Annotated in this window: 19 protein-coding genes and 1 pseudogene; 9 read left to right on the top strand and 11 right to left on the bottom strand. The window is 67.6% G+C overall.

Features of this window, described 5'->3' with window-relative positions; all coding sequences use genetic code 11:
• Positions 1-38: 38 nt before the first annotated feature.
• Positions 39-2,852, top strand: coding sequence for a heavy metal translocating P-type ATPase (locus LK06_RS22850; RefSeq protein WP_052319098.1), 2,814 nt, complete (start codon positions 39-41; stop codon positions 2,850-2,852).
• 244 nt (positions 2,853-3,096) lie between these two features.
• On the opposite strand, the gene LK06_RS35100 is transcribed toward LK06_RS22850, so the two are convergent.
• From LK06_RS35100 to LK06_RS22890, 8 genes are all read right to left on the bottom strand, one after another.
• Positions 3,097-3,258, bottom strand: a complete 162-nt coding sequence (locus tag LK06_RS35100; protein ID WP_324609093.1) for a hypothetical protein — start codon at positions 3,256-3,258, stop codon at positions 3,097-3,099.
• 409 nt (positions 3,259-3,667) lie between these two features.
• Entirely contained in the window at positions 3,668-4,165 is a 498-nt protein-coding gene (locus LK06_RS22860) for a hypothetical protein (RefSeq protein ID WP_039651495.1), read from the bottom strand.
• Positions 4,166-4,194: 29 nt separating this feature from the next.
• Complete coding sequence (locus LK06_RS22865; protein ID WP_043408572.1) at positions 4,195-5,541, bottom strand: hypothetical protein; 1,347 nt, start codon at positions 5,539-5,541, stop codon at positions 4,195-4,197.
• 45 nt (positions 5,542-5,586) lie between these two features.
• Positions 5,587-5,820, bottom strand: coding sequence for a hypothetical protein (locus tag LK06_RS22870; RefSeq protein WP_052269861.1), 234 nt, complete (start codon positions 5,818-5,820; stop codon positions 5,587-5,589).
• On the bottom strand, positions 5,814-6,179 hold the full coding sequence (locus LK06_RS22875; protein ID WP_234367478.1) for a hypothetical protein: 366 nt from the start codon (positions 6,177-6,179) through the stop codon (positions 5,814-5,816). Before LK06_RS22875 ends, LK06_RS22870 begins: the two co-directional genes overlap by 7 nt.
• Before the next feature lie 252 nt (positions 6,180-6,431).
• Positions 6,432-7,961: a CBS domain-containing protein gene (locus tag LK06_RS22880; RefSeq protein WP_043408569.1), complete on the bottom strand. Its 1,530-nt coding sequence runs from the start codon at positions 7,959-7,961 to the stop codon at positions 6,432-6,434.
• 264 nt (positions 7,962-8,225) lie between these two features.
• A complete protein-coding gene (locus tag LK06_RS22885) occupies positions 8,226-8,639 on the bottom strand; it encodes a PIN domain-containing protein (protein WP_039651498.1) in 414 nt (137 codons plus the stop codon).
• The gene (locus LK06_RS22890) at positions 8,636-8,899 is read right to left on the bottom strand and encodes a CopG family transcriptional regulator (protein ID WP_039651499.1); all 264 of its coding nucleotides are present in this window, start codon (positions 8,897-8,899) and stop codon (positions 8,636-8,638) included. The genes LK06_RS22885 and LK06_RS22890 overlap by 4 nt, the downstream gene beginning before the upstream one ends.
• Before the next feature lie 179 nt (positions 8,900-9,078).
• On the opposite strand from LK06_RS22890, the pseudogene LK06_RS34925 reads away from it, so the two are divergent.
• Positions 9,079-9,515: pseudogene (locus LK06_RS34925) on the top strand (tyrosine-type recombinase/integrase); the annotation flags it as partial.
• 102 nt (positions 9,516-9,617) lie between these two features.
• On the opposite strand, the gene LK06_RS22900 reads toward LK06_RS34925, so the two are convergent.
• The 3 genes from LK06_RS22900 to LK06_RS22915 all read right to left on the bottom strand — a co-directional run bounded on the left by LK06_RS22900 (position 9,618) and on the right by LK06_RS22915 (position 13,525).
• Positions 9,618-10,094 carry a DUF4291 domain-containing protein gene (locus tag LK06_RS22900; RefSeq protein ID WP_078859117.1) on the bottom strand — a complete coding sequence of 159 codons (477 nt, stop codon included), beginning with the start codon at positions 10,092-10,094 and terminating at the stop codon, positions 9,618-9,620.
• Between the two features lie 229 nt (positions 10,095-10,323).
• A complete protein-coding gene (gene ltrA, locus LK06_RS22905) occupies positions 10,324-11,760 on the bottom strand; it encodes a group II intron reverse transcriptase/maturase (RefSeq protein ID WP_086082975.1) in 1,437 nt (478 codons plus the stop codon).
• A 545-nt stretch (positions 11,761-12,305) separates the two neighbouring features.
• Positions 12,306-13,525, bottom strand: a protein-coding gene (locus tag LK06_RS22915; protein WP_411572765.1) for an IS3 family transposase whose coding sequence is annotated in 2 segments (ribosomal slippage) — positions 12,306-13,243 and positions 13,243-13,525 — 1,221 coding nt in all. Because the reading frame shifts where the segments join, the coding sequence is not laid out codon by codon here.
• A 66-nt stretch (positions 13,526-13,591) separates the two neighbouring features.
• Between LK06_RS22915 and LK06_RS33380 the strand changes: the two genes are divergently transcribed.
• From LK06_RS33380 to LK06_RS22955, 7 genes are all read left to right on the top strand, one after another.
• On the top strand, positions 13,592-14,749 hold the full coding sequence (locus tag LK06_RS33380) for a hypothetical protein (protein ID WP_052319056.1): 1,158 nt from the start codon (positions 13,592-13,594) through the stop codon (positions 14,747-14,749).
• Positions 14,739-16,253, top strand: coding sequence for an SCO6880 family protein (locus tag LK06_RS22930; RefSeq protein ID WP_043435309.1), 1,515 nt, complete (start codon positions 14,739-14,741; stop codon positions 16,251-16,253). Before LK06_RS33380 ends, LK06_RS22930 begins: the two co-directional genes overlap by 11 nt.
• A 16-nt stretch (positions 16,254-16,269) precedes the next feature.
• Entirely contained in the window at positions 16,270-17,838 is a 1,569-nt protein-coding gene (locus LK06_RS22935) for an ATP/GTP-binding protein (protein WP_159025326.1), read from the top strand.
• Positions 17,838-19,643: a type IV secretory system conjugative DNA transfer family protein gene (locus LK06_RS22940; RefSeq protein ID WP_052319055.1), complete on the top strand. Its 1,806-nt coding sequence runs from the start codon at positions 17,838-17,840 to the stop codon at positions 19,641-19,643. The genes LK06_RS22935 and LK06_RS22940 overlap by 1 nt, the downstream gene beginning before the upstream one ends.
• Positions 19,640-20,212, top strand: a complete 573-nt coding sequence (locus tag LK06_RS22945; RefSeq protein ID WP_043435308.1) for a hypothetical protein — start codon at positions 19,640-19,642, stop codon at positions 20,210-20,212. Before LK06_RS22940 ends, LK06_RS22945 begins: the two co-directional genes overlap by 4 nt.
• Positions 20,213-20,273: 61 nt before the next feature.
• Positions 20,274-20,774 (top strand): hypothetical protein, encoded by a 501-nt coding sequence (locus tag LK06_RS22950; RefSeq protein ID WP_043435306.1) that lies wholly within the window; start codon positions 20,274-20,276, stop codon positions 20,772-20,774.
• Entirely contained in the window at positions 20,771-21,811 is a 1,041-nt protein-coding gene (locus LK06_RS22955) for a hypothetical protein (RefSeq protein WP_052319054.1), read from the top strand. The genes LK06_RS22950 and LK06_RS22955 overlap by 4 nt, the downstream gene beginning before the upstream one ends.
• Positions 21,812-21,820: the final 9 nt, after the last annotated feature.

The raw sequence follows: 21,820 nt of genomic DNA on the forward strand, positions 1-21,820 counted from the left end.
GAGGGTGGGAGGTAGCCGGACAGAGAGAAGGGTCTGCCATGGATACCGCGGACATCGTCGTGACGGCCCTGGCCACCGTGCTCATCGCCGCACTGGGCTGGTTCTTCTTCGGCCCGCGCCGCGCCCGCACCGCCCGCATGGAAGGTGGGGTGCAGCGGGTTGAGGTGACCGTGCGGGGCGGCTACAGCCCGGATGTGATCCGGGTGCGGCAGGGCGTGCCGGTGGAGTTCGTCTTCGACCGGCAGGAATCCGGCGAGTGCACCAACCGGGTCGTCTTCCCCGACCTGCGGGTCAACGAACTGCTCCCCGCCTACCAGCGCACGACCGTACACCTGCGCCCCCAGCAGGCGGGGTCGTTCGGGTTCGCCTGCGGGATGAACATGATCCGCGGCACGCTCGTGGTCGAGCCGGCGACGGAACCGGGTGACGGGCCGCCCGCCGTCGACGGGACGACCGCCGTGACGGACGGAGGAACGGACGGAGGAACGGACGGAGGGGCGACCGCCGTGACGGCCGGGGGGCCACACGAGCAGGTGTCGGCCGCCGACACCGAGGCAGCGGACGTAGCCGAGCGGCGCGCGGAGATCGCGGACCTGGGACGCCGTGTCGCGGTCGGCGCGGTGCTCACGTTCCCGGTGCTGGTCGCGGTGATGGCCCATGAGCTGTTCGGAGCCGACTGGGTACCCGGCTGGATGCTCAACCACTGGCTGCAGCTGGCCCTGATCACGCCCGTGATGTTCTACACGGGCTGGCCGATCCACCGCATCGGTTGGCTGACCCTGGGCCACCGTGGCGCGGACATGAACTCCCTGGTCACGCTGGGTACGTCGGCCGCGTACGGCTACAGCGTGCTGGTCACCCTGGCACCGCACCTGCTGCCGGAAAACCTCCGCGAGGTCTACTTCGAGGCCGTCGGGGTCATCCTCACGTTGATCCTGCTCGGACGACTCCTGGAGGCCCGCGCCAAGGCCGGTACGGGTGAGGCCATCCGCGCGCTGCTGGGACTCCAGGCGCGTACGGCACACGTCATCCGGGAGGGGACCGAGGCGGAGATCCCGGTCGAGGAGGTCGTGTCGGGCGACGAGATCCTGGTGCGGCCCGGTGAGAAGATCCCAGTCGATGCCGAGGTCCTGTCCGGCACGTCGGCGGTGGACGAGTCGATGGTCACCGGTGAGCCGATGCCGGTCACCAAGCGTGCCGGGGACACCGTCATCGGCGCCACCGTGAACGGGACCGGAAGCCTGCGCGTGCGGGCGGCCAGGGTCGGGGCCGACACCATGCTGGCGCAGATCGTCCGGCTGGTGCAGCAGGCCCAGGCGTCCAAAGCGCCCATCCAGCGGCTCGCCGACGCGATTTCCGGGTACTTCGTGCCCGCGGTCATCGCGGTGGCGATCGCAACCTTCACCCTCTGGTACACGATCGGTCCGGCACCCGCATTCACCCTGGCGCTGGTCTCCGCAGTCTCCGTACTGATCATCGCCTGCCCCTGCGCACTGGGCCTGGCCACACCACTGTCGGTGATGGTCGGCACCGGCAAGGGTGCTCGGGCGGGCATCCTGATCCGTTCCGCCGAAGCCCTGGAAACCGCCCACAAGCTGGACACTGTCGTGCTCGACAAGACCGGCACCGTCACGGCGGGCACACCGGTGCTGACCGACGTGAGCACCGCGGACGGCTTCACCGAGGACGAACTGCTGCGCCTTGTGGCCGCCGCCGAGGCCGACAGCGAGCACCCTCTCGCTGCCGCGATCACCGACGGGGCCCGCACCCGCGGCCTCACCGTTCCGGCGGCAACGGCCTTCGACTCGGTCACCGGCAAGGGCATCCAGGCCACCGTGGACGGCAAGGCGCTCCTCGTGGGCACGGCTCGGCTGCTCGCGGACGTCGGCATCGACTCCGATCACCTCGCCACGACCGCCCATGCCCTCGCGGCACAGGGCAAGACCCCCGTTCTGGCGGCGGTCGACGGACGTCCGGCCGGAGTGCTGGCGGTGGCCGACACCGTCAAGGGCGATTCGGCCCAGGCCATCGCCGCCCTGCACCGCCTCGGTATCCAGACGGTGATCCTCACCGGCGACAACGCCCGCACCGCCGCCGCCATCGCCCGGCAGGTCGGCGTACGGCGGGTGCTCGCCGAAGTCCTGCCCGAGCACAAGGCCGACGAGGTCCGCCGCCTCCAGGGAGAGGGACGCACCGTCGGCATGGTCGGCGACGGCATCAACGACGCTCCCGCCCTCGCCCAGGCCGATGTGGGCCTGGCCATCGGCACCGGAACCGATGTCGCCATCGAAGCCGCCGACGTCACCCTCATCTCCGGCTCGCTGTCCGGCGTCGTCACCGCGATCCGGCTGTCCCGCGCGACCATGCGCAACATCCGGCAGAACCTGTTCTTCGCCCTCGTCTACAACGCCGTCGGCATTCCCATCGCCGCAGGCGCCCTCTACCCCTTGTGGGGCATCCGGCTCAGCCCGATCATCGCCGCCGCGGCCATGGCCCTGTCCTCCCTCTCGGTCGTCACCAACGCTTCCCGGCTGCGCCGCTGGCACCCCGACCCACTGCCCGAAGCCGAGGCCGGGCCCGTGCAGCCGATGGTCGAATCCGCCGCGGACCGGGCCGCACAGCACCCCCTGCACGCCGACCCGGCGGACACCGCGATCGACCCGGTCTGCGGAATGCGGGTCAACCCCGCGACAGCCCCCGAGCACCGGGACACCGCCACCGGCGCCCGCCACTTCTGCTCCGCCCGCTGTGCAGCCGCCTACGACGCCGATCCGGACCGCTACGACTCCGCACCGGCCGGGCGGCACGGGTCCGAACGCCTCCACGGGCGGGACGGACACCGCGAAGGGTGAGCCCTCGGACGGCGATCGGTTCGGTGTCGATCCCCTCGCACTGTGGAGACCCTTCTACGCAGGCGGTTCCTCGGTGAAGCTACGCGACGGTGTTCACCGAGACCCGCGGCCCTACCCGGAGTGGTCGCCTCCCGGCGGGTTGCCTGCTGGGGAGCGGCACAGGACTTCGCCCCGCCGAGGGCGGTGGCCTGGCTCTGGCCCGGTCAGGCCTGGCGGAGACAGGTCGAGTTGCGGGCGGGGGCGATCACAAGGTGAACAGGACCCCGCGCCAGGTCCACCCCGCTCCGAGGACAGCCTCCTGCAGAGGTGCCTTCAGTGCCGCGGAATCGAAGAGGAACTCCTCCGTCTTCTGGAGGCGGCCGTCGGCCCCCCGCTCGACCGTCCAGCGTCGGGAAACCGTTCTCACCTGCCCGCGGGACTGCTCTGCCGGCGGCGCCAACCTGGGCGTACTTCCGATCCAGGTGACTTCCCACTCGCGGTCGATAGCGCGGACTTCGCGGCTCTCCGGGACCAAGCGCATCCTGATCTGAAGGGTCCGGCTCACCTGGGTCCGGGCGAAGAAGGTGTGCCAGGCTGGATCCCGAATACGCCATTCCGCGACCAGATCGGCCCCCTCAGCGGCACCATCGCGCACAACATGAGATGTGTCCGGCCCGCTGACTTGGAGCAGTGCCGCCCAGACCTCCTCGACGGATCGCGGTGCGACGCCGCCTTTCGGGCGCTTGGTGCCAGTGAATATGTCGAAAAGGCCCATCAAACCACCATCCATGAACGTCTAGTCACTCAACGTGACATCTCGGGTGTGGTGCGACACGCTAGGGCACCGCCCCGGTGTCCGGGCGGACCGTCCGAACGAATTCCTGGAAATCCGGCAGAACGGTGTCGTGCTGTGCCGCGGTGGCAGTCAGGTACGTCCGGATCACCACACGCTTGCGCGGGTCGTCGACGTCCAGCATGGCCAAGTACACCTGGGACTGAACGAGATCACGGCGCATACCGCCGACGACGGCCGAGAACGTCAGCCTCTGTGTCAGTGCGGGCGCGGCCTCGGAGCCGACCTCGTGTCGGTTCAGCACCACCACCGACTCGGCGACTTCGTGCAAGCGCTGCACCGACTCATCCGCGAGTTCAGGCAACCCCACGTTGTCGGGAGGGAACTCGCCGTCGATGGTGATGTTCGCGGTGAAACCGGCGTCAGGCTCCGGATGAAGCGCGACAAAGGCTGCCCCGGAGGCGCCGACCTCGTCCGGAGGGGCCGGGCGCCAGCCGTCCGGAAGGCGGAATTCGATCGGTACCGGCAGGGGCGAGGCCATGGGAGTCGTTCCTTCCACGGAGTGGTTCATCAGAGCAAACTGGCGATGTCGTCCGTGAGTGAGCTTGCGGCATCGCCGATGGCATCCACCGCGCCACCTACGGCGTCGGCCGCATCGCCGGCAGCGGCGCTCACCTTATGCGGGTCGACGGTGAACTCCGCGCCCACGGCACCTCCGAGCCCGAGCGCGAGGCCCACCTTCGTGCCGATATGGAACTTACCGTCGTCTCCCTTGCCAAAGGACACCTTGGCCTCCGCGCCCGCACCGGCCCACCCCTCAGCCGTGGCGCCGGCGCCGATGCCCGCGATCTCGCCTCCCCCGGCGACTCCGGCCTTCGCCCCGGCGAACGCCTTCGCTTTGGCGTTGAGGCCTTCGAGGTCTGCTCCGGCACCGGCCTGGGCTTCGGCACCGTCGAATCCGGTCCCCCGCACGTAGGTGCCGCCGAGATACCCGTAGTCGCCTCGCCGTTCCGCCAGGGCCCGCGCTCCCGCAGACGCTTCGACGGATCCGGCGATTCCCTTGTCCGTCATAGCGCCGGACGCCCACGCCCTGGCCCCTACCTCAAGGTCGCCAACCGTGGAGAGCTCCAGGTCGCCGTCGGACAGGGTTCCTTTCCCGGCCAGGTGATCGAGGTCGGCGTACACCTTGGCCGAGCCTTCCTTTCCGTATTTGGGACCGCTGGCGGAGGCGCCGGCGCTGGGGCCCGCCGCCGTGCCCTCGCCGTGCCATTGCCACCCGTCGGTCTTCGTGTGGGCCCTGTCCTCGGGTGGTTCCTCGGCCTTGTACTTGCCGAGATCGCCCTGCGCCTTGCCGTTGAAGCCGTTGAGGGTGCCGTCGGTGACGTCGGTATCGACCACTATGGTCTGGAGAGCGAACTCGACGTCCTTGTCGGCGGCGCCCACGTCCTTCACACACTGGTCGATACGAGCCTGCCAGGAGGCGACGGACCTATGGATGCTCTCCTGATAGTCGGGGTCGTGTGCCAGTGCCTGACGGTCCCCCGGGCTGAGCTTCCCGGTGTCGAACGAGACCGTGCCCTGGTCCGACACCTTCATCCCCTGGGCAATGGCGTCGTCTCGTGCCGACTCCAGCTTCTTGCGCAGTTCCACGAACTCGGTGTGCGCATCGCGAAGGACCGAGGCGATCGCCTTGGCCTCGACCTGGGCTTTCTGAAATTCCTTGAGAGTGATGCCGAGACGCTTCTGGGCGACATCCCCGCTGAACCCCGTCCATGATGAGCCGAGGGTGATGCCGTGCACGTTCTTCCCGTACGCTGTCTCCTGCTTGTGGAACTCCTTCGCCATCCCCTCCCAACGGTCCGCGGCCGTGGTGAGCGTGGAGAGGTCGGTCGTCGTGATCTCTTGGTACGTCGGCACGGGTCCCCGTTGAGTGCGATGGCGTACGAGTCGAATCAGGAGAGGTCACTTCTGAGGCGGCTGTGAGTACTGGTCGAGCACCGACGGCCTGCGCATTCCTGCGGCGACATCGACATCCGTGCCGTGCAACGTGGTGTTGGCGGCCCGCAGTGCCCCCTTGTCCGCCGACAACAGGTTCATGAGGTCCTGGACCTGCTCGCCCCACGTCGTGTGCGCCTTCTGAACGGCTCCGGACGTCAGCCAACCGTGCCCGTCCTTCGCCCCGAACGCCTTCACCACGGACGAGGTTCTCTCCGGTCTCCCGCGCCCCGGTCCGGTCGTCCGCGTCGAGGCCCGACGTACGGGAAGCGGTCCACCGCGCCGAACGCGTTGCCCAGCGCCTGTACCACGGTCTTGGAGCCATTGGTGCAGCGGATCATGCAGCCCAGGTCGAGATCCACCGTCCTGGTCGCGGCCGACCGCAGCGACGCCCGGATCCGGCCGAACAGACCACGCGCCTCGCCAGCCGTCCGCCGAGCGGCGGCCTGTGGCGAGGTCCAGTTGAGGTTGACCCTGATCAGCCCCGACGTCACGCCGTGCTTGGCCAGGGAGACCGTAGGGACGGCCTTCGTCAGGTCCACGGTGGCCGGCTTGGTCATGCGGCGCCTTTCGGGGTAGGTCCGGGGCGACGACCATACAGTCGGGGCGTGAGACACCGCAGAGAGTGGGTCGTTTGGTTCTCTGCCAACCGTGTACGACCGCCGGGACGGGATGGAAGTCGTAAGCGCCGCCTCCGGTCGGCGATTCGCCCGTTGACGGTCTGGTGGAGTGCTCCGCTGCCACCCGACGCGGAGCGGACCGACGGCCCCACGCGTTTCTGTGGGGCCGCCCGAGTCATGCCGGGACGAGCGTCAGACGGCCGGGTCGTGATCCACGAGCTTCAGGAGTCTGAGCAACCCGCTCGTAGCGGCCAGAGCCGCGGCATCCTCGGCAGGCGCATCCACCGCCCAGTGGGCGAGGTCATTGCGGTAGTCCCGCACGGTGGCCAGCCGTCGGCTGATGTCCTGCTGTTCGAAGGGCCACTGCAGTCTGTCCCAGCAGTGGGCGTCCTCCACCAGGAAGACGTACTGGCCGAGACTGGGATGCTGACCGCGCTCCACTGTCCTGCGTATTTGCTTCGGCAGCTCGTCGGCGGAGAAGCGCTTGCTCAAACGGCGCAGCCGCCGTTCCAGCTCCTCCAGGAGGATGAACGGCTCGATGCGCTGCTTCAGCTGCCCCGCGAGATCGGTCGAGGTCAGAATTCCGATCACCGTGTTCTCGCCATCCACGATGATCGTGAAGCCGCTCCGCTGGATGCGATCCATCCGGTCGAAAAGGGCATGTTCCACGCGGGCGGTCTCGGGATGCGGATCCAGGGCGTTGGCCACCGTGGCAGTCCTGCCGCCCAGCTGCGCCCGTGCGATTCCCTCCCAGGTGACGACCCCACGCAGCACGTTGTTGTGGTCCACCACCGGAAGCTGGGAGAAGTCCCTTTCGACCATCGGGGTGATTGCCCGGCTCAGTGCATCGCCCGCCCGGACCGTCACGACCTCTTGGACGAACGGAAGGTTGCCGATACGCCAGGTCAGGTCACGGTCACGCGGGCCATCGGCGTTCGGACGTGCCTGCTGGTCATCTCCCCGCGCCTGATCACGGATGCCGTCTCCGAGCTCTGTGGACCCCTCCGCGGACACGGTGACGAGGCCGTCCAATTGCCCGTCGCCGAAGTGAGGATCGACCCGGAGCCCGAGCTCCGCGAGGTGCTGGTCCACCAAGTCGGTGACGTCCGAGGTGCGCCGCTTCCACCCCCACAAGCCGATCAGATCACGGGCGGTCAACTGCCGTGTGCCGCTGTCCCTGACATCGGTCACCAAGTCCTCCGGGCTGCCCGGGGGCTCGCCGTCGCCCATGTAACCCGGGTCCGTCCCCGTCTTGGCGAGAGCCTGGACGCGTGCCGCGGCGTCGCGCCGACTCAACTCGCTGACGGTGAGGAAGGCCCCCATGCTGTCGCGTAGATCACCCCGAATGGCAGCTCGCTCCACGGACGGGCGCACCCAGCTCGTCCTCCGCACGTGCCGGAAACCCGGGGGCGCCTCGGCCCGGAATTCGTACGGTCCGGTCAGCACGCCGAGGGCCACGACCGACAGGTGCTTGCGCGGCATGACGATGTAGTCGCCGATCTCCATCGTGATGAAGCGCCAGAGCTGGCGCTTCCAGCTGTCGATGGTGCCCACCGCTTCGCCCGGGTACGCCTTGGCCAGCAAATCACCGATGTCGTCGGCTGAAGAGCAGTCGCCGAGGTCGCCGAGCTCCTTCCAGCCGACGATCGCCAGTTTTTCGGAGAGCGCAACCTGCTCCCGTTCCCCGGACTGCCCGCCCCGCACCGTCCAGGCCCGTATCATGCCCGTCCCCCGTCAATCGTCCGCATGCGCACCTGAGTCTCCCCTGTCGGCAGACTCAGTACAAGCGAGATCACAGTTCGGTACTCAGACCACTGCGGCCAGCGCTTCGATGCGACAGGACGCTGAAGCCTGGCGGACGCCGCCTGATGGACACGCTGCCGACGCGGGCTTGGTGCAGCGGAGGCGGCGGCATCGTTACCGGGCCGCTCTGGCTGGTGCGGGCGCCGACCGTCGGTCCTGACCTGCGCCGCGAAATGCTGGAGGTCAAACCTTGATGACGGTGACACGTCCTCCGCACAGTGCGGTGAGATCGTCCGGGTCGGATGTGAGCACGGTGACGGGGCCATGGGCGGCGAGGGCGGTGGCGCCGAGCATGGCGTCGATGGCGTTCTTGTGGCCGTGCAGGCCGGCGTCGGCGAGGAGGGCGGCGGCGTGGCGGGCGATGGGTTCGGTGACCGGTTCGACGACCAGGCGGGAGAGCGTCCACTCCAGGGCCGGTCGGTTGATCCGAGGGTGGACCACCTCGACAAGAGTTGCCGCGGAGGTGATCACCCGCAGGTCGTCGGCGCGGGCGAGGGCGAGCCAGCCGGTGACAGTGCGGTCACGCAGCACGGCCTTGGCCAGGCCCTCGCTGTCGAGGACCAGGGTGCCGCCGGGGACGGCGGGGGAGCGGGTCATGCGGCGTTTGCCCCGCCTCGTGTCTGCTGCTGACGGGCCTGGTGGAGCTGATCGCGCAGAGCCTGGATCTCCTCGTCGGTGACGGGTCCGTGCTCGGCCTCGGCAACCTGGATGATCTCGTTGAGGTTGTCGCGTTCGATCTGGCGGGCCACGGCGGCGGCTACGTAGGCGGACAGCCCGGAGGGTCCGCTGCGGGCCTTGGCCGCTTCCGCGATGTCGCGCGGCATCGTGATGGAATACTTGCCGGTAGTCTCAGACATGCTACTTATCCTACCTCTTGTCTTCCCGGACAGCTCGGCGGAGGAGTTCGCCGTATGCCTCGGTTTCTTGTGTGTTTGCGCGCTGTCTGACGTGCGCAACGGGACGTCCGAGGGCGCCATCGTGACTTGGCCCGGATGCGTTCACCTGGTCAGAGAGGTGGTGGACGCCATGAGCCTTTGGGGAAGCGCACGATCAGCGCGGTTTGAAGCAGCAGACCCGCGGAGAGGTGCGGATCGTGCCGATCCCGCCTCCGCTGGTGCGGCTGCTCCGCGAGCACCTGTCGGCACGGCGGAGGGCGGCCGGCTGTTCTCCAGCGAGCGGGGCAACGTGATCGCGGCCTCGTCGTACTCCCGGGCGTAAAAGCGGGCTCGGGAACTGGCGCTCGTCCCCGATCAGGTCTCCTCGGTCCTGGCCTTCCGGCCGTACGACCTCCGGCACGCTGGCGTGTCCCAGTGGCCCAACTCGGGTGTCCCGGCCCCGGAGGTCGCCGCTCGCGCGGGCCACTCGGTGGATGTCCTGTTGAAGATCTACGCCAAGTGCGTCGACGGCCAAGAGCAGGAGGTGAACGACCGGATCATGCAGGGGCTGGCAGAGGGGGACGAGTCCATGGACTGACACCAGAACACGACCGACGGAGTGAAGCCCCGGGCTGCCGGCGAATTCCAGCGGCCTGGGGCTTCGGGGTGCTTAAAGAGCATCTCAATGAGCAGGTCTGGTTCATCGGTGTAGATGGGCCAGGATTCCGTCGCTCACGGGGTACAGGCGTTCATGGGGCAGGAGTTTCCGGGCTGTGTCCAGGTCTCCGTCCCGTACACGGGCGTGGACCGTGTGGGCGAGCGGGGTGATGTCGACGATGGAAACGATCCACTCGTCGGCGTAGAGGCGTGCGGCTTCGCCGGCAAGGCCGAGCTGGAGCGACCGGTGGGGCAGTGGTTGAAGGCGCAGGTCGCGTTCGGGGTCCCATTGCACCCGGGCCGGGGCCCGTTTCAACTGGCGTTTCCATGTGGCGCGGTCGGTGTGGAGCCCGTGTTCGTAGTGGGACAGGCAGGCGTGTTCCAGTGCCCACTCGAAGCCTTCGCGGGTGATTTCGATGGAGAGGACGGTTTCCTGGCCTTCCTTGGTGCCCCATCCGCAGCGGTACATCATCCACAGGAACGACGGCTTGATCTGAACCGCCCCGGGTTCGGTAGAGATCTCAGATCGTGGTGATGACCTGGGGTTTCTTGAGTTCGGTGTAGTAGTTGGCTTCGTATTCGACGGGCGGGATGTGCCCTATCTCACCGTGGAGTCGGTAAGGTCGGCCCGGGGCGCGGTACTGGCCTTTCGACCAGCCCGTTTCCCCGGACCGCCTTCCGAACCCGCCGTGCGCCTCGTCAACGCAACGGGCTCTCCACAAGCCCCAGTTCGGGCCCGCGTCCGGTCCTCATGCTATCGCCAGCGGCCAGGGGGACGGAATTCGTGATCCTCGGTAGCGGTAACGCGTAGTGCGCACCTTTGCCGGGTCAAATAGATCCCGTTCCTGCCCTCTGGGCCACCATTCGCCACCGCAGTAACGGCGACGCAGTTCCTTCCAGTTCATTCGGCGGTGCTTGCTACGAATCCATTTGATGACCCGACGCCATGCGTAGGCGCTCAGGTATTGGAAGGTAGCGCTAGACACCCCCGGCCGGAAGAACATGGTCCAACCTCGCAACACCGAGTTGAGTCGGCGTAGGAGTTCGTCCAATGGTTGGTTTGTGTTGACCTGTCGGCAGATCGTCTTGACCTTGGCCATGACGGCGTGAAGTGCCTTCTTGGCTGGGTAGGTGTAGACGTACCATCGGTCCGTGCCCTTCTTGCGATGGCGTTGGATGCGCCACCCCAGGAAGTCCACGCCCTCATTGATGTGGGTGATTAGGGTCTTCTCCTCTGACAGGTGCAGCCCCATTCTGCTGAGCACCTGTGCTGCCTCTTCCTTGAGGGTGTAGGCGTCTTCCTTCGTGCCAGTAACCGCAATCACCCAGTCGTCCGCGTACCGGCAGAGCCGGTAATTAGGCAGACCGCGGCGACGGCGCTTCGCTCGCTCGTTAGGTGTAGACGCTGGCCCTCCTGGCGCCTGGGCGAAGTGCTCGTCCAGGACGGCGAGGGCGACGTTGCTGAGCAACGGCGACAGGATCGAACCTTGCGGAGTACCGGATCTACTCTCCTTCAACGAGCCGTGTTCCGTGAGGATGCCCGCTTTCAGAAAGGCTTTCACCAGCACCAGGACGCGTCTGTCCCCGATCCGAAGGCGCACCCGGTCCATAAGGGCCGGATGGGCAATCTCGTCGAAGCAGGCCCGGATGTCACCCTCAACCACCCATTCGTAAGAGTGGGAAGTCAAGTGTCTTACCTCGGACACCGCGTCGTGGACCCGATAGTTGGGGCGGAATCCGTACGAGCACGGAAGAAAATCTGCCTCAAAGATTGGTTCCATCACCAGCTTCAGGGATGCTTGCACCACCCGATCGCGGATCGTACTGATTCCCAGGCGTCGACGCTTTGTCGACCCCGGTTTCGGAATCAGTCGCTCCCGTGCCGGAAGCGGCAGGAAACTGCGATCCTTCAGAGAGGAACGCAGCGCGCCGAGAAAACCCTCGACGCCCTGCTGCAGCGAAATGGACGCAGCCGTACGGCCGTCCACCCCAGCGGTTTTGGCTCCCCTGTTACTCCGAACCCGGTCCCATGCGACAAGCAAGAACGCGGGGTCGGTCACGAGGTTGTACAGGTCGTCAAACCGCCGATGAGGATCATCTACGGCCCAACGGTGCAGCTTGGTCTGGATCTCCAGTACCCGGCGCTCGGCCTTCATCAAGGCCCACTCCAGTTCGTCGGTATTCACCAACGCCCTCCCGGCATTCCAGTTCCCTCCCTGCTGACTTGCTGGCCCCCTTCGCCGTGTACGCGCCTTTCGCGCGCTCGGACTACTACGGGGCCTCCGCCCCACTCCACGGCCAACAGCCGACAACGGGCCTGCCCATCACCGCACCGGATGTCCGGCGAGAGGGCGACCGGGAGTGGTTCCCACGTTCACTAGGAGTCGTTCGGCCAGGTCGGCGTCCAGCTCTATCCCGGCAGCATCGCCACGCCTACACCGCAGGTATTCAGCGTGGCCTCTGAGCCGTTTCACCGCGGGCGGCTTCAGAGTCGGCCCATCTCCTTGGAGGACGGGTCGCGTACTGCAACCCCGGCCCATATCCGCCAGGTTGGAGCCGGGAGGTACTGTTACGGGACTTCGGACGCTGATTCACTTTCGTTACGCCTTCTGGCCTTGCTAGCCGGACCCGAGCCGTCTGGCAGTGCCGACTCGTCCCGACGTTGTCGAGGCTGCTTCCCGCCCTCCTCAGCGTTCCCTGAGTTGGACTGCCTCCAGCTTCAACCGGGCCTCTACGGCGGTCCGGCGGTGGGGATTCGCACCCGCACACGATCTCCTAGCGCCTCGTGGCGCACGCGGTGGTTGTACCAGTCGATCCACTCGGCGGTGGCCAGCTCGACCTGGGAGAGCGTCTTCCAGGGTCGCTGGGGTTTGATCAGCTCGGTTTTGTACAGGCCGATCGTGGACTCCATCAGGGCGTTGTCGTACGCGTCACCGACGGATCCGATGCTCGCCGCGATGCCGGCGGCGTCCAGGTGCTCGGCGAGGCGGAAGCTCGTGTACTGCGACCCGGCGTCCGAATGGTGTACCAACTCGCCTGGCTGTATGGGGTGTTGGTCCCGGTCGCGCTGCCAGATCGCCATCTCCAGGGCGTCCAGCACGAACACCGTCTCCTTCACCGTGGCGGCCGACCAGCCCACGATCCGGCGCGAGAAGGTGTCCACGACGAACGCGACATAGACGACGCCGGCGAAGGTCTTCACGTGCGTGAAGTCGGCTACCCAGCAGCGGTTTGGGGCGCCGGCGACGAACTCGCGGTCGACAAGGTCGGGGGCCCGCTCGGCCTGCCCGCCGGGGATCGTGGTGATGACGCGTTTGCCGCGCACCGCGCCCTGGATGCCGAGCTCGCGCATCAGGCGCTCGACGGTGCAGCGGGCCACCGCATGCCCCTGCCGGTTCAGCTCGCGCCAGATCTTCCGGGCCCCGTAGACACGGTAGTTGGACGTGTAGACCTCGTGGATCCTCTCCTTGAGCTCCTCGTCACGCACGGAACGGGCAGAGGGGGTTTCGAGGCGTTTCTTATGGGCGTAGTACGTGGAAGGGGCGATCTGGCAGTCGTGTGCGGTGAGCGTTCTGCAGATCGGCTCGACCCCGCCGAAGCGGTCCCGGTGCTCGTCGATGAACGCTACGAGCGCGTGTGTGGCCGGTCGAGCTCGGCCGCGAAGAAACTCGCCGCGGCCTTCAGGATCTCGTTCGCCCGCTTCAGCTCAGCGTTCTCCTTCTTCAACGCCTTGAGCTGGGCGGACTCCTCCGTCGTCGTCCCTGGACGCTGCCCCGCGTCGATCTCGTACTGCTTCACCCAGTTCCGCAGCGTCTCGCGGGAACCAATGTCGAGCTTGTCCGCCACCGCTTGCAGGGCGGCCGTCTCGTTCGGGTAGTCGTCGCGCACTTCGGCAACCATGCGCACCGCGCGACGGCGCAGCTCAAGCGGGTAACGGGAGGGTCGTGCCATGACTCAATCCTTTCACGGAATCGAGTCTCTACCTGACACGGGGCGGTTCAGAACGGTGCCACTGACGTGGCCTTGTGGTTGGAAAACCACGTGTTGTGGCTGTCGTCCGCTCTCACCGCGATGTGCTTGGTGATCGCCGGAGCCAAGATGGCGTACGAACTGCGCGGCACGGGCGAGCAGATGCGCAACGTCCTGCACGGCATGGTCAAGCTGGTGCTGGTCAACACCATGTTCATCCCGACGGTCGCGATCGCCACCGAGATCGGGGACTCATACACCAACTGGATCATCAACGAATCCCTCGGCGGTGACGCGGCCGCGAAGCTTGGCATGGCCGCGGCAGCAATCGGTGAATCGTCCAGCATCTTTGGCGGCCCCGCCATCCCCTTGATCTTGCTGATCTTCGCGGCGATCTTCTCGCTGCTCCAGATGATCCTCATGTACTTCCGGGCCGCGGTGCTTGTGTTGCTCGCCGGCACTGTCTCGCTTCCGGCCGCGACCGCGTTCACTGGCATGGGTAACCGCTGGCTCGGCCGCTACCTGTCATGGACCCTTGCCTTCATTCTGCTCAAGCCCGCTGCGGCGACCGTGTACGCGGCCGCGTACCGGCTGATGGGTGACGGCGTGGACAAGGATCTCGGCAGCACCATCACCGGTTTCGTCCTGCTGTCGGGCACGATCCTGGTCCTGCCCGCGCTCATGAAGTTGCTGCAGCCGGCCGGTGTGGCCCTTGCAGGTGGCACCGCCGGCGGTGGCGGGGGTGGTGGTTACGACAGCGGCAGCAACAGCTCCTCTTCCAGTGGACCATCGGGATCCACGACGGCGTCTCCCGGCTCCGGCGCGTCCTCCACGGTCGACTCCTCGCCCAGCGGCGCATCGAATGTCGGCCTCAGCAGCTCGGGCTCCTCCGGAATCTCCGGCGGCGGCTCGCTCGGCAGCAGTGCCGCTTCGTCCGGCGGGACGGGGGCGTCCTCGGGAGCAGCGGCGGGCGGCAGCGCGGGCGCCGGTGCGGGTGCGGCGGGTGCGGGTGCTGGAGCGGGCACCGCCGTCGGCGGTGGTGCGGCCGCCGGTTCTGCCGCCGGTCCGGTCGGCACGGCGGCCGGTGCAGCGGTGGGCGTGGCCGCGGCCGGCGCCAAGATCGCCAAGGACCAGGTCCAGGGCGGCCTGCAGGACGCGGCCCAGGGATTCCATCAGGAAGCAGAGGGAGGCCCAAGTGGCGCCTGACGCACAGCAGTTGCGCACCTACGGAAACTGGCGACGCCCGAAGTCGGCCGGCCTGGGCGGGCTGGGCCTGGTCCCCACCGCCGTCCTGTTCCTCTTCCTGGCCGTCGCGGGCACTGCTGCTCCGCTCAACCTGTGGATCGCGGCGATCACACTCGCCGTCGGTGCGGTGGTGCTGGTACCGCTGGCGGTCCGGGACCGCTACGGACGGCACACGGGAACCCTGCTCTACTCGCGCCTGGCCTGGTGGCGGGGCGTCATGAAAGGTCAGAACGTGTATCGCTCCGGCATCCTCTCCAAGGTCCCCGGCGGAAAGAGCCTGCTGCCCGGCCTCGCCATGGGGTCGGACATGTACGAGGCCACGGACGGCCTGGGGCGTTCGTTCGGAATGATCCGCTACCACGAGGTAGAGCACTTCGCCGTCACGATCTCCTGCAGCGCACAGGGCGGGTCGCTGGTCGACCAGGGTGACATCGACACGTGGGTCGCCAACTGGGGCGCCTTCATGCAGACCATGTCGGGCGAGCCGAACCTGGTCGGTTTCCAGGTCGTGGTGGAGGTGGCTCCGGACTCCGGCGAGAAGCTGCACAACGAGATCCGTCACCAGAGGGCGGCCACCGCGTCACCGCTGGCGCAGCGCGTCATGGCGGACATCGACCGGGACTACCCCTCCGGCTCCCCGACGATCAACACCTATGTGTCGTTCGTGTACGACGCCGCGAGCACGGTCGGGCGGAGCAAGCGGACCGCCGCCGAGATGGCCGTGGAGATCGGCCGCCGTCTTCCGTCACTGACCTCGCGGCTGGCGACCACCGGTGCCGGGGCGGCCGCTCCGCTGTCGGCGACGGAACTGACGGAGATCGTGCGCACCGCATACGAGCCGGGCGTCTCCCAGCTCATCGACCAGGCCCGTGCGGCCGGCCGGGGCTCCGGCCTGACCTGGTCACAGGCGGGACCGACCACGCACCACGCCAAGGCCAAGAGCTACTGGCACGACGGCGCGACCAGCGTCACCTGGATGATGGGCGAGGCGCCCCGCGGCGAGGTCTTCTCGGACGTGCTCAAGCACCTGCTGTCGTCCCACAACGACATCGACCGCAAGCGGGTCGCGCTTATCTACCGGCCGCACTCGCCGGCCGAGGCCGCGGCCATCGCCGACCGGGATTTCCGTGCGGCGCGCAGCCGCACCGAGACGACCCGGAACGGCCAGGCACACGCCGAGGCGGAGTACCTCGCGGCGGCCAAGACCCGGCAGGAGGAGGCGCGTGGCGCCGGACTGACTCTCTTCGGCCTCGTCGTCACTGCCACGGTCATGGACCGCGACGATGAGGAGGGCAATTCCCGGATGCTCGCGGCCGAGACCGCGGTGGACAACCTGTCCGCCCCGGCGCGTATCGCGCTGCGCTATGCCTGGGGCAGCCAGGACGCGGCGTTCCTGGCCGCCCTGCCAATCGGCGTGATCCTGCCCGAGCACGTCGTGCTGAAGCTGCCCAAGACGCTGAAGTGAGAGGGGGACCGTACCGATGGCGCGGCGCAGGAAGACGGATGCCGACGAGGTGAAAGGGCCGGTTGCGCAGGGGCGGAACTGGGGCAGGCTGCCCCGGATCGGCGGCCGTGGAATGTTCGGCCCGAACGGGGGCCGGGTGTCGTACCTGGACATGCCCACCGAGTACCGCGGCACCAGCAAGCAGGTGTGCGGACTGTGGCCGTTCGTCGTCGGCGCCGGCACGCCGATGATGGGCGTCCCGTTGGGGCGCAACATCATTACCGGCGCGACGCTGTGCTGTGACCCCATCGCCTGGTTCGAGCGGGCGTCGCTGATCGCGAACCCATCGATGTTCACGCTGGCCAAGCCCGGTCTCGGAAAGAGCACCGTCAACCGCCGGATGATGGTCGGCCTGGACTTCCGCGGCATCGTCTCGCTCGTGCCCGGCGACACCAAGGGCGAGTACACCGACCTGACCCGGGCCCTTGACGGCCAGGTCATCCAACTCGGCCGCGGCATGGGCAGCCTCAACCCGCTCGATCTCGGCGAGATGGGCTCGGCCGCCCAGCGGCTAGTCGGCAGTGCCCGGCGCAGTCTGCTGGAGGAGGCGACCGGCCGCCGCTCGACGATGGTGGCGGCACTGATCTCCATCGTCCGCAAGGCGGCGATCACCGGTGACGAGGAATCCCTTCTGGGCAAGGCCATCGAGTTGCTGGACGACATCGACCTGGGGCGGCCCGCGCTCCTCGGCGATCTGGTCCAGCTCATCAAGGACGGCCCCGACGCGCTGCGCAACATGACACTGGCCGAGGACGAGGAGCAGTACCGCGCGGCCGTCAAACCGCTCCTGAAGAGCCTGATGTCGCTGGTAGAGGGCACACTGGCGGCGACCTTCAACCGGCAGACCAGCGAGCGCCTCTCGCTGGACCGGCCGGTCTCCATCGACCTGTCCTCCATCCCCGCGTCGGAGAAGACCCTCGAAGGCGCGGTGCTGCTCACCTGCTGGGCCGAAGCCTTCGCTGCGATCGAGGCGCACGACCGGCTGACCAACGCCGGACTGGCACCTCGCCGCAACTTCTTCCTGGTCCTGGACGAACTCTGGCGAATCCTGCGGGCCGGCGTCGGCCTCGTAGACCGGGTGGACGAGCTGACCCGCCTGAACCGGCAGATCGGCATCGGCCAGTCCATGACCACGCACTCCACCGCCGACCTGCTCTCCCTTCCCAACCAGGAGGACCGCGAGAAGGCCAAGGGCTTCGTCGAGCGATCCGGAATGGTGTTCCTCGGCGGTCTGCCGCGGGCCGAGATGGACGCGCTCAACTCGATCGTTCCGCTCTCCACCCGGGAGCGGGAGCTGATCGTGGAATGGTCCATCCCGCCCTCCATCGACAACAAGACCGGCAAGGAGATGCCTCCACCGGGCCGGGGTAAGTTCCTGGTCAAGGCGGGCGCCAACCCTGGGATCCCGATCCAGACCGCCCTCACCCAGGCGGAGATCCAGCTCAACGACACCAACCAGAAGTGGGCCAACCGGATCGCCGTTGAGGGCACCGGCGGCCACGACGGACCCGACGCCGCCGTCCGGCTCGCGAAGGCGGGTGCGTGATGGCACGCCACCCGGATCGGGCGACCCCTGCCCAGATCAGCGTCGCCGTCGCCGCAGGGGGCATCGCACTCGTGGCAGTGCTGGCCTATCTGGCGCTGCTGGCCGCCCAGTGGTGGGCCACGGGTTCGTGGGAGGCGGTGGGCCTGTTTACCCCGCTGATCGGCTTGGCCACCGGAAGCTGGCGGTGGACCACGGCGGCCACAGTGTTCGCCTTGGTGGAGCTGGTCGTCGTGGTGGGCATCGGGCTGGCCGTGTGGCGCCTGGTCCGGCAGAACTGGCGCTCGGGCGTCTCCAAGAAGTCCAACGACGAGGCCGCCCGCCGCATGACCAGCCGCCGTGACCAGATGGCGCTGCAGGCCCTGGCCGAGAACACCGCCCAGCGGCTGCAGATCGACTCGAGCGAGCCGGGCATCCGCATGGGCCGGTCGGTGACCACCGGCAAGCGCGTGTATGCACCGTGGGAATTCCTGCATCTCACCATCGCCGGCCCAGGGCGGCACAAGTCCGTGGCCCAGGTGATCCCCGCCGTGCTCACCGCACCGGGAGCATGCATGACGTCGTCCAACAAGGACGACATCGTCAAACTCACGCGTCTCGGCCGCTCGTACAAGGGCCACACCTGGGTGTTCGACCCGCAGGAGATCGCCCAGGAACCGCCCGCCTGGTGGTGGAACCCGCTGCGGCAGATCAAGAAGCTGTCCGACGCCGAGGAGCTGATGAGCGTCCTGGTGGACGCGGGAACCGACGCCGAGGACAGGGCCCGCTCCGACGGGTTCTTCGACCCCAAGGGCAGGCAGGTCCTCAGCTGGTGCCTGCTCGCGGCCGCGCTGGACGGACAGCAGGTCACCAGCGTGTACCTCTGGCTGACCGACAGCCAGAACACCGAGCCCGAGGACATCCTGCGCGCACACGGAGCCACCGTCGCCGCCACCGGACTCTCGGGAATGCGCCGGCTGCCGGACAAGACCCGGGACTCGGTCTTCGCAACCGCCGAGATCTACGTCAGCTGGCTGACGAACGACGACATCAGCCGCTGGGTCACCTGCTCTCCGGAGCAGCGCGCCCACCGCACGGAGTTCAAGCCGGAGGAGTTCGTGCTCTCCTCCGACACCCTCTACCTGCTCTCCCGCAAGGGCGCCAGCTCAGCGGCACCGCTCACCACCGCGCTGTCGGCCGCCGTACTGACCGCCGCCGACCGGGCGGCCGACCGGATGCCGGGCAGCCGTCTGCCAGTGCCCCTCGTCGCTCCACTCGACGAGGTCGCCAACACCTGCCGCTGGAAGCAACTCCCAGACCTGTACACGTACTACCGAAGCAAGGGAATCGTGGTCATGGCCTGGCTGCAGACCTGGGGCCAGGGCGTCGAGGCCTTCGGCGAGCACGGCATGGAGACCCTCTGGGACGCCGCCGCGTGCAAGACGTACGGCGGCGGTGTCTCGGACACCGAGGGCCTGCTGCGGCGTGTGTCCAACCTCATCGGAGAGTGGGAGGCACCGACAGCCACCCGTAACTCCGACAGCCGCGCACTGATCGGCAACCAGTCGATGTCCGAGAGCATCCGCGACAAGCAGATCATGACGGTGGCCGACCTGGCGGCCCTGCCGCCGCGGCGCATGGTCGTCATGATGCAGGGCGCCCGTCCCATGATCGTGGAGGCCGAGCCCTACTGGGAGACCGACCTTGCGCCGATCATCGAGGAGTCCAAGCGCCTGTACGGCACGCCGGTCGCACCGCAGGAGACCGTGGCCGACGGGCCCGTGCCACTCGGCAAGGCGCCGTACGAGTCACCCGGGAGGACGTCATGAGTGAGGTGACGGTTGAGGGCCTGGAGGCACAGCTCGAAGAGCTGGCGGAGATCGTCACCGCGCTGACGGACAAGCAGGACCAGAGAATCGAGGGCCTGGAACAGGCTCTCACGGAGCTTCGGGACGGCATCGGCGGGTTGACCTCTCGGAGAGCATCAGGCCCTGGAGAGGAACCACACCCCCGGCCCTGGACGGCACGCGCCACCCCGCAGCAGTGGTCCGAACTGGCGGACTGGGTCGACTGGCTGCACGCGCACTACCAGCCCCAGGGCGAGTACCGGATTCCGCCCTGCTGGCCCGACCACGCTGGGGCCGCAGAGGAACTCGCCGGCCTTCAGGCGTCATGGAAGGCGGCGATGCTCGCCGCCGAACAGTCGCACGACAACGGCGACCAGGCTCTCTACTGGCACGACCGCTACCTGTGGGACACGCTCATCCGCGCCAACCGGGTAATCCCGAACGCCTGCCGCAACACCGGTCATACCAGCCCGAGGGAACTGCCGCCGACGGACCGGACTGGGTTGCCGCAGGTCAACGGGCAACCGGGAGCAGCGCCCGCGACGTGGTAACCAACAGCACACATGCCACGCTGGGCACCACGGTCCCACTCAGCACCAGGAGGAACCACCGATGACCGAGCAGGTAAACGAGTACGAGTACTTTCTCAAGGTGCACCGGGGCTATACACCGGCCCGGAAGGTCGGGCTGTGGCGCCGTCGCGGAGAGGAAGCGTGGGAGTACCTTTCGCTCCTCGACTGGAAATGGCATTCGATCGGGGAAGGCGGTCGGGTGAAGAATCCGCCAACGGCGGCCGCCCTTGAGCCGGTTTCGACTCAGTGCGCTGCGGAGTTGGAGGCCGACCGGCAGGGTTGGGTCGAGTACTGGGCCTTGTACCTCGACGAGGCGGACTACCGCGAGGGCGTCGCGCCGGTCACGGTGGTGCGTCGCCGAAGTAGCCCCGAGCGGGTGATGGACGAGGCGTTCGTCGTCGGGAACAAGTGGGCGCCGGACCCGGTCATCTACGAGTTCACCCACTCCCGTACCGACCGTCACTTGGAGGAAATCACCGCAGAGCAGGCGGAGCACCTGATCCGTGAGCTGCGTGGGGTCACAGGAGCAACAGAGCTGTGAGCGACGAAGAACTCGGGTGGAGAGGGCAGGGCCCGGAAGCTCATCTGACCCTCACCGCCGAGCAGGACCAACTCGTACAGGCCCTATGGAACCGTGCCGCACAGGCGCGCCAAGGCCTGGACAACACCATGCGCCTCTTGCGGGACCAGAGCGCGGAGCGCGGAAGCGCCCTTGTCGGCGACAAGAAGGCGAACGGGGTTGAGGAGGTCGACTACTCCCTCAAAGGGCTTGACTCCCTGCGCCGCAAGGTTGCCGTGGACGTGAGCCGCGGGGCGGACATCAACAGGGTGCTCGGCAAGGTCAACGACCTCAACCGCTACACGCTCACCTTCGAGCCGGAGAACTACACCCAGGCCACCCAGGAGACATACGCGCGTCTCAAGGCCCAGGGATACGAGCCCATGCCCGGGTCGGAGAAGAACACCTGGCAGGACCCGGTCTACAAAGGGATCAACACCACCTGGCAGAACCAGGAGAGCGGCCAGAAGTTCGAGCTCCAGTTTCACACGCCGGACAGCTTCCAGGCGAAGACCGACAACCACGAGCTGTACGAGATCGCACGCTCGGGCCACTTCAGCCAAATCTCAAACGGAGACTTGGAACTTGAAGAGGAGTACCACCAAGCCTCCAACCTGCTCCAGAACGAGCGCTATCAGAACGTTGTCATCCCGCCCGGGAACGAGGTGGTCGGTGAGCAGAAGGTGCGTGCTGTCCTCGACCCTACGGTCCCAGCCGAACGCGTCGCGGAAGTCCGCAAAATGGAAGCCGAGCTCAAAGAGCAGAACGCCAGGAAGGCCACGGAACGAACCGTGCCTCAGCAGGGTGGCAAGCGGGAGAGCGACCGTACACAAGGCAGTCGCAGTGCTGGCATACAGAGTAGACTCGACGCACTGCGTGCCAAGACCGAGCGGCCCGCTCAGGCACAGGAGCGCTCCACCCATCAGACCCCGCAGAGCAAGGCCCCGGCACAGGAGCAGAACCGGGACGCGCAACGGGACTCGCGCCGTACTGGTCGTCAGCAGAGCCCCGAGCGCTGACGGTCGCTC

It is taken from the genome of Streptomyces pluripotens (assembly GCF_000802245.2).
In the GTDB taxonomy this organism is placed as follows: domain Bacteria; phylum Actinomycetota; class Actinomycetes; order Streptomycetales; family Streptomycetaceae; genus Streptomyces; species Streptomyces pluripotens.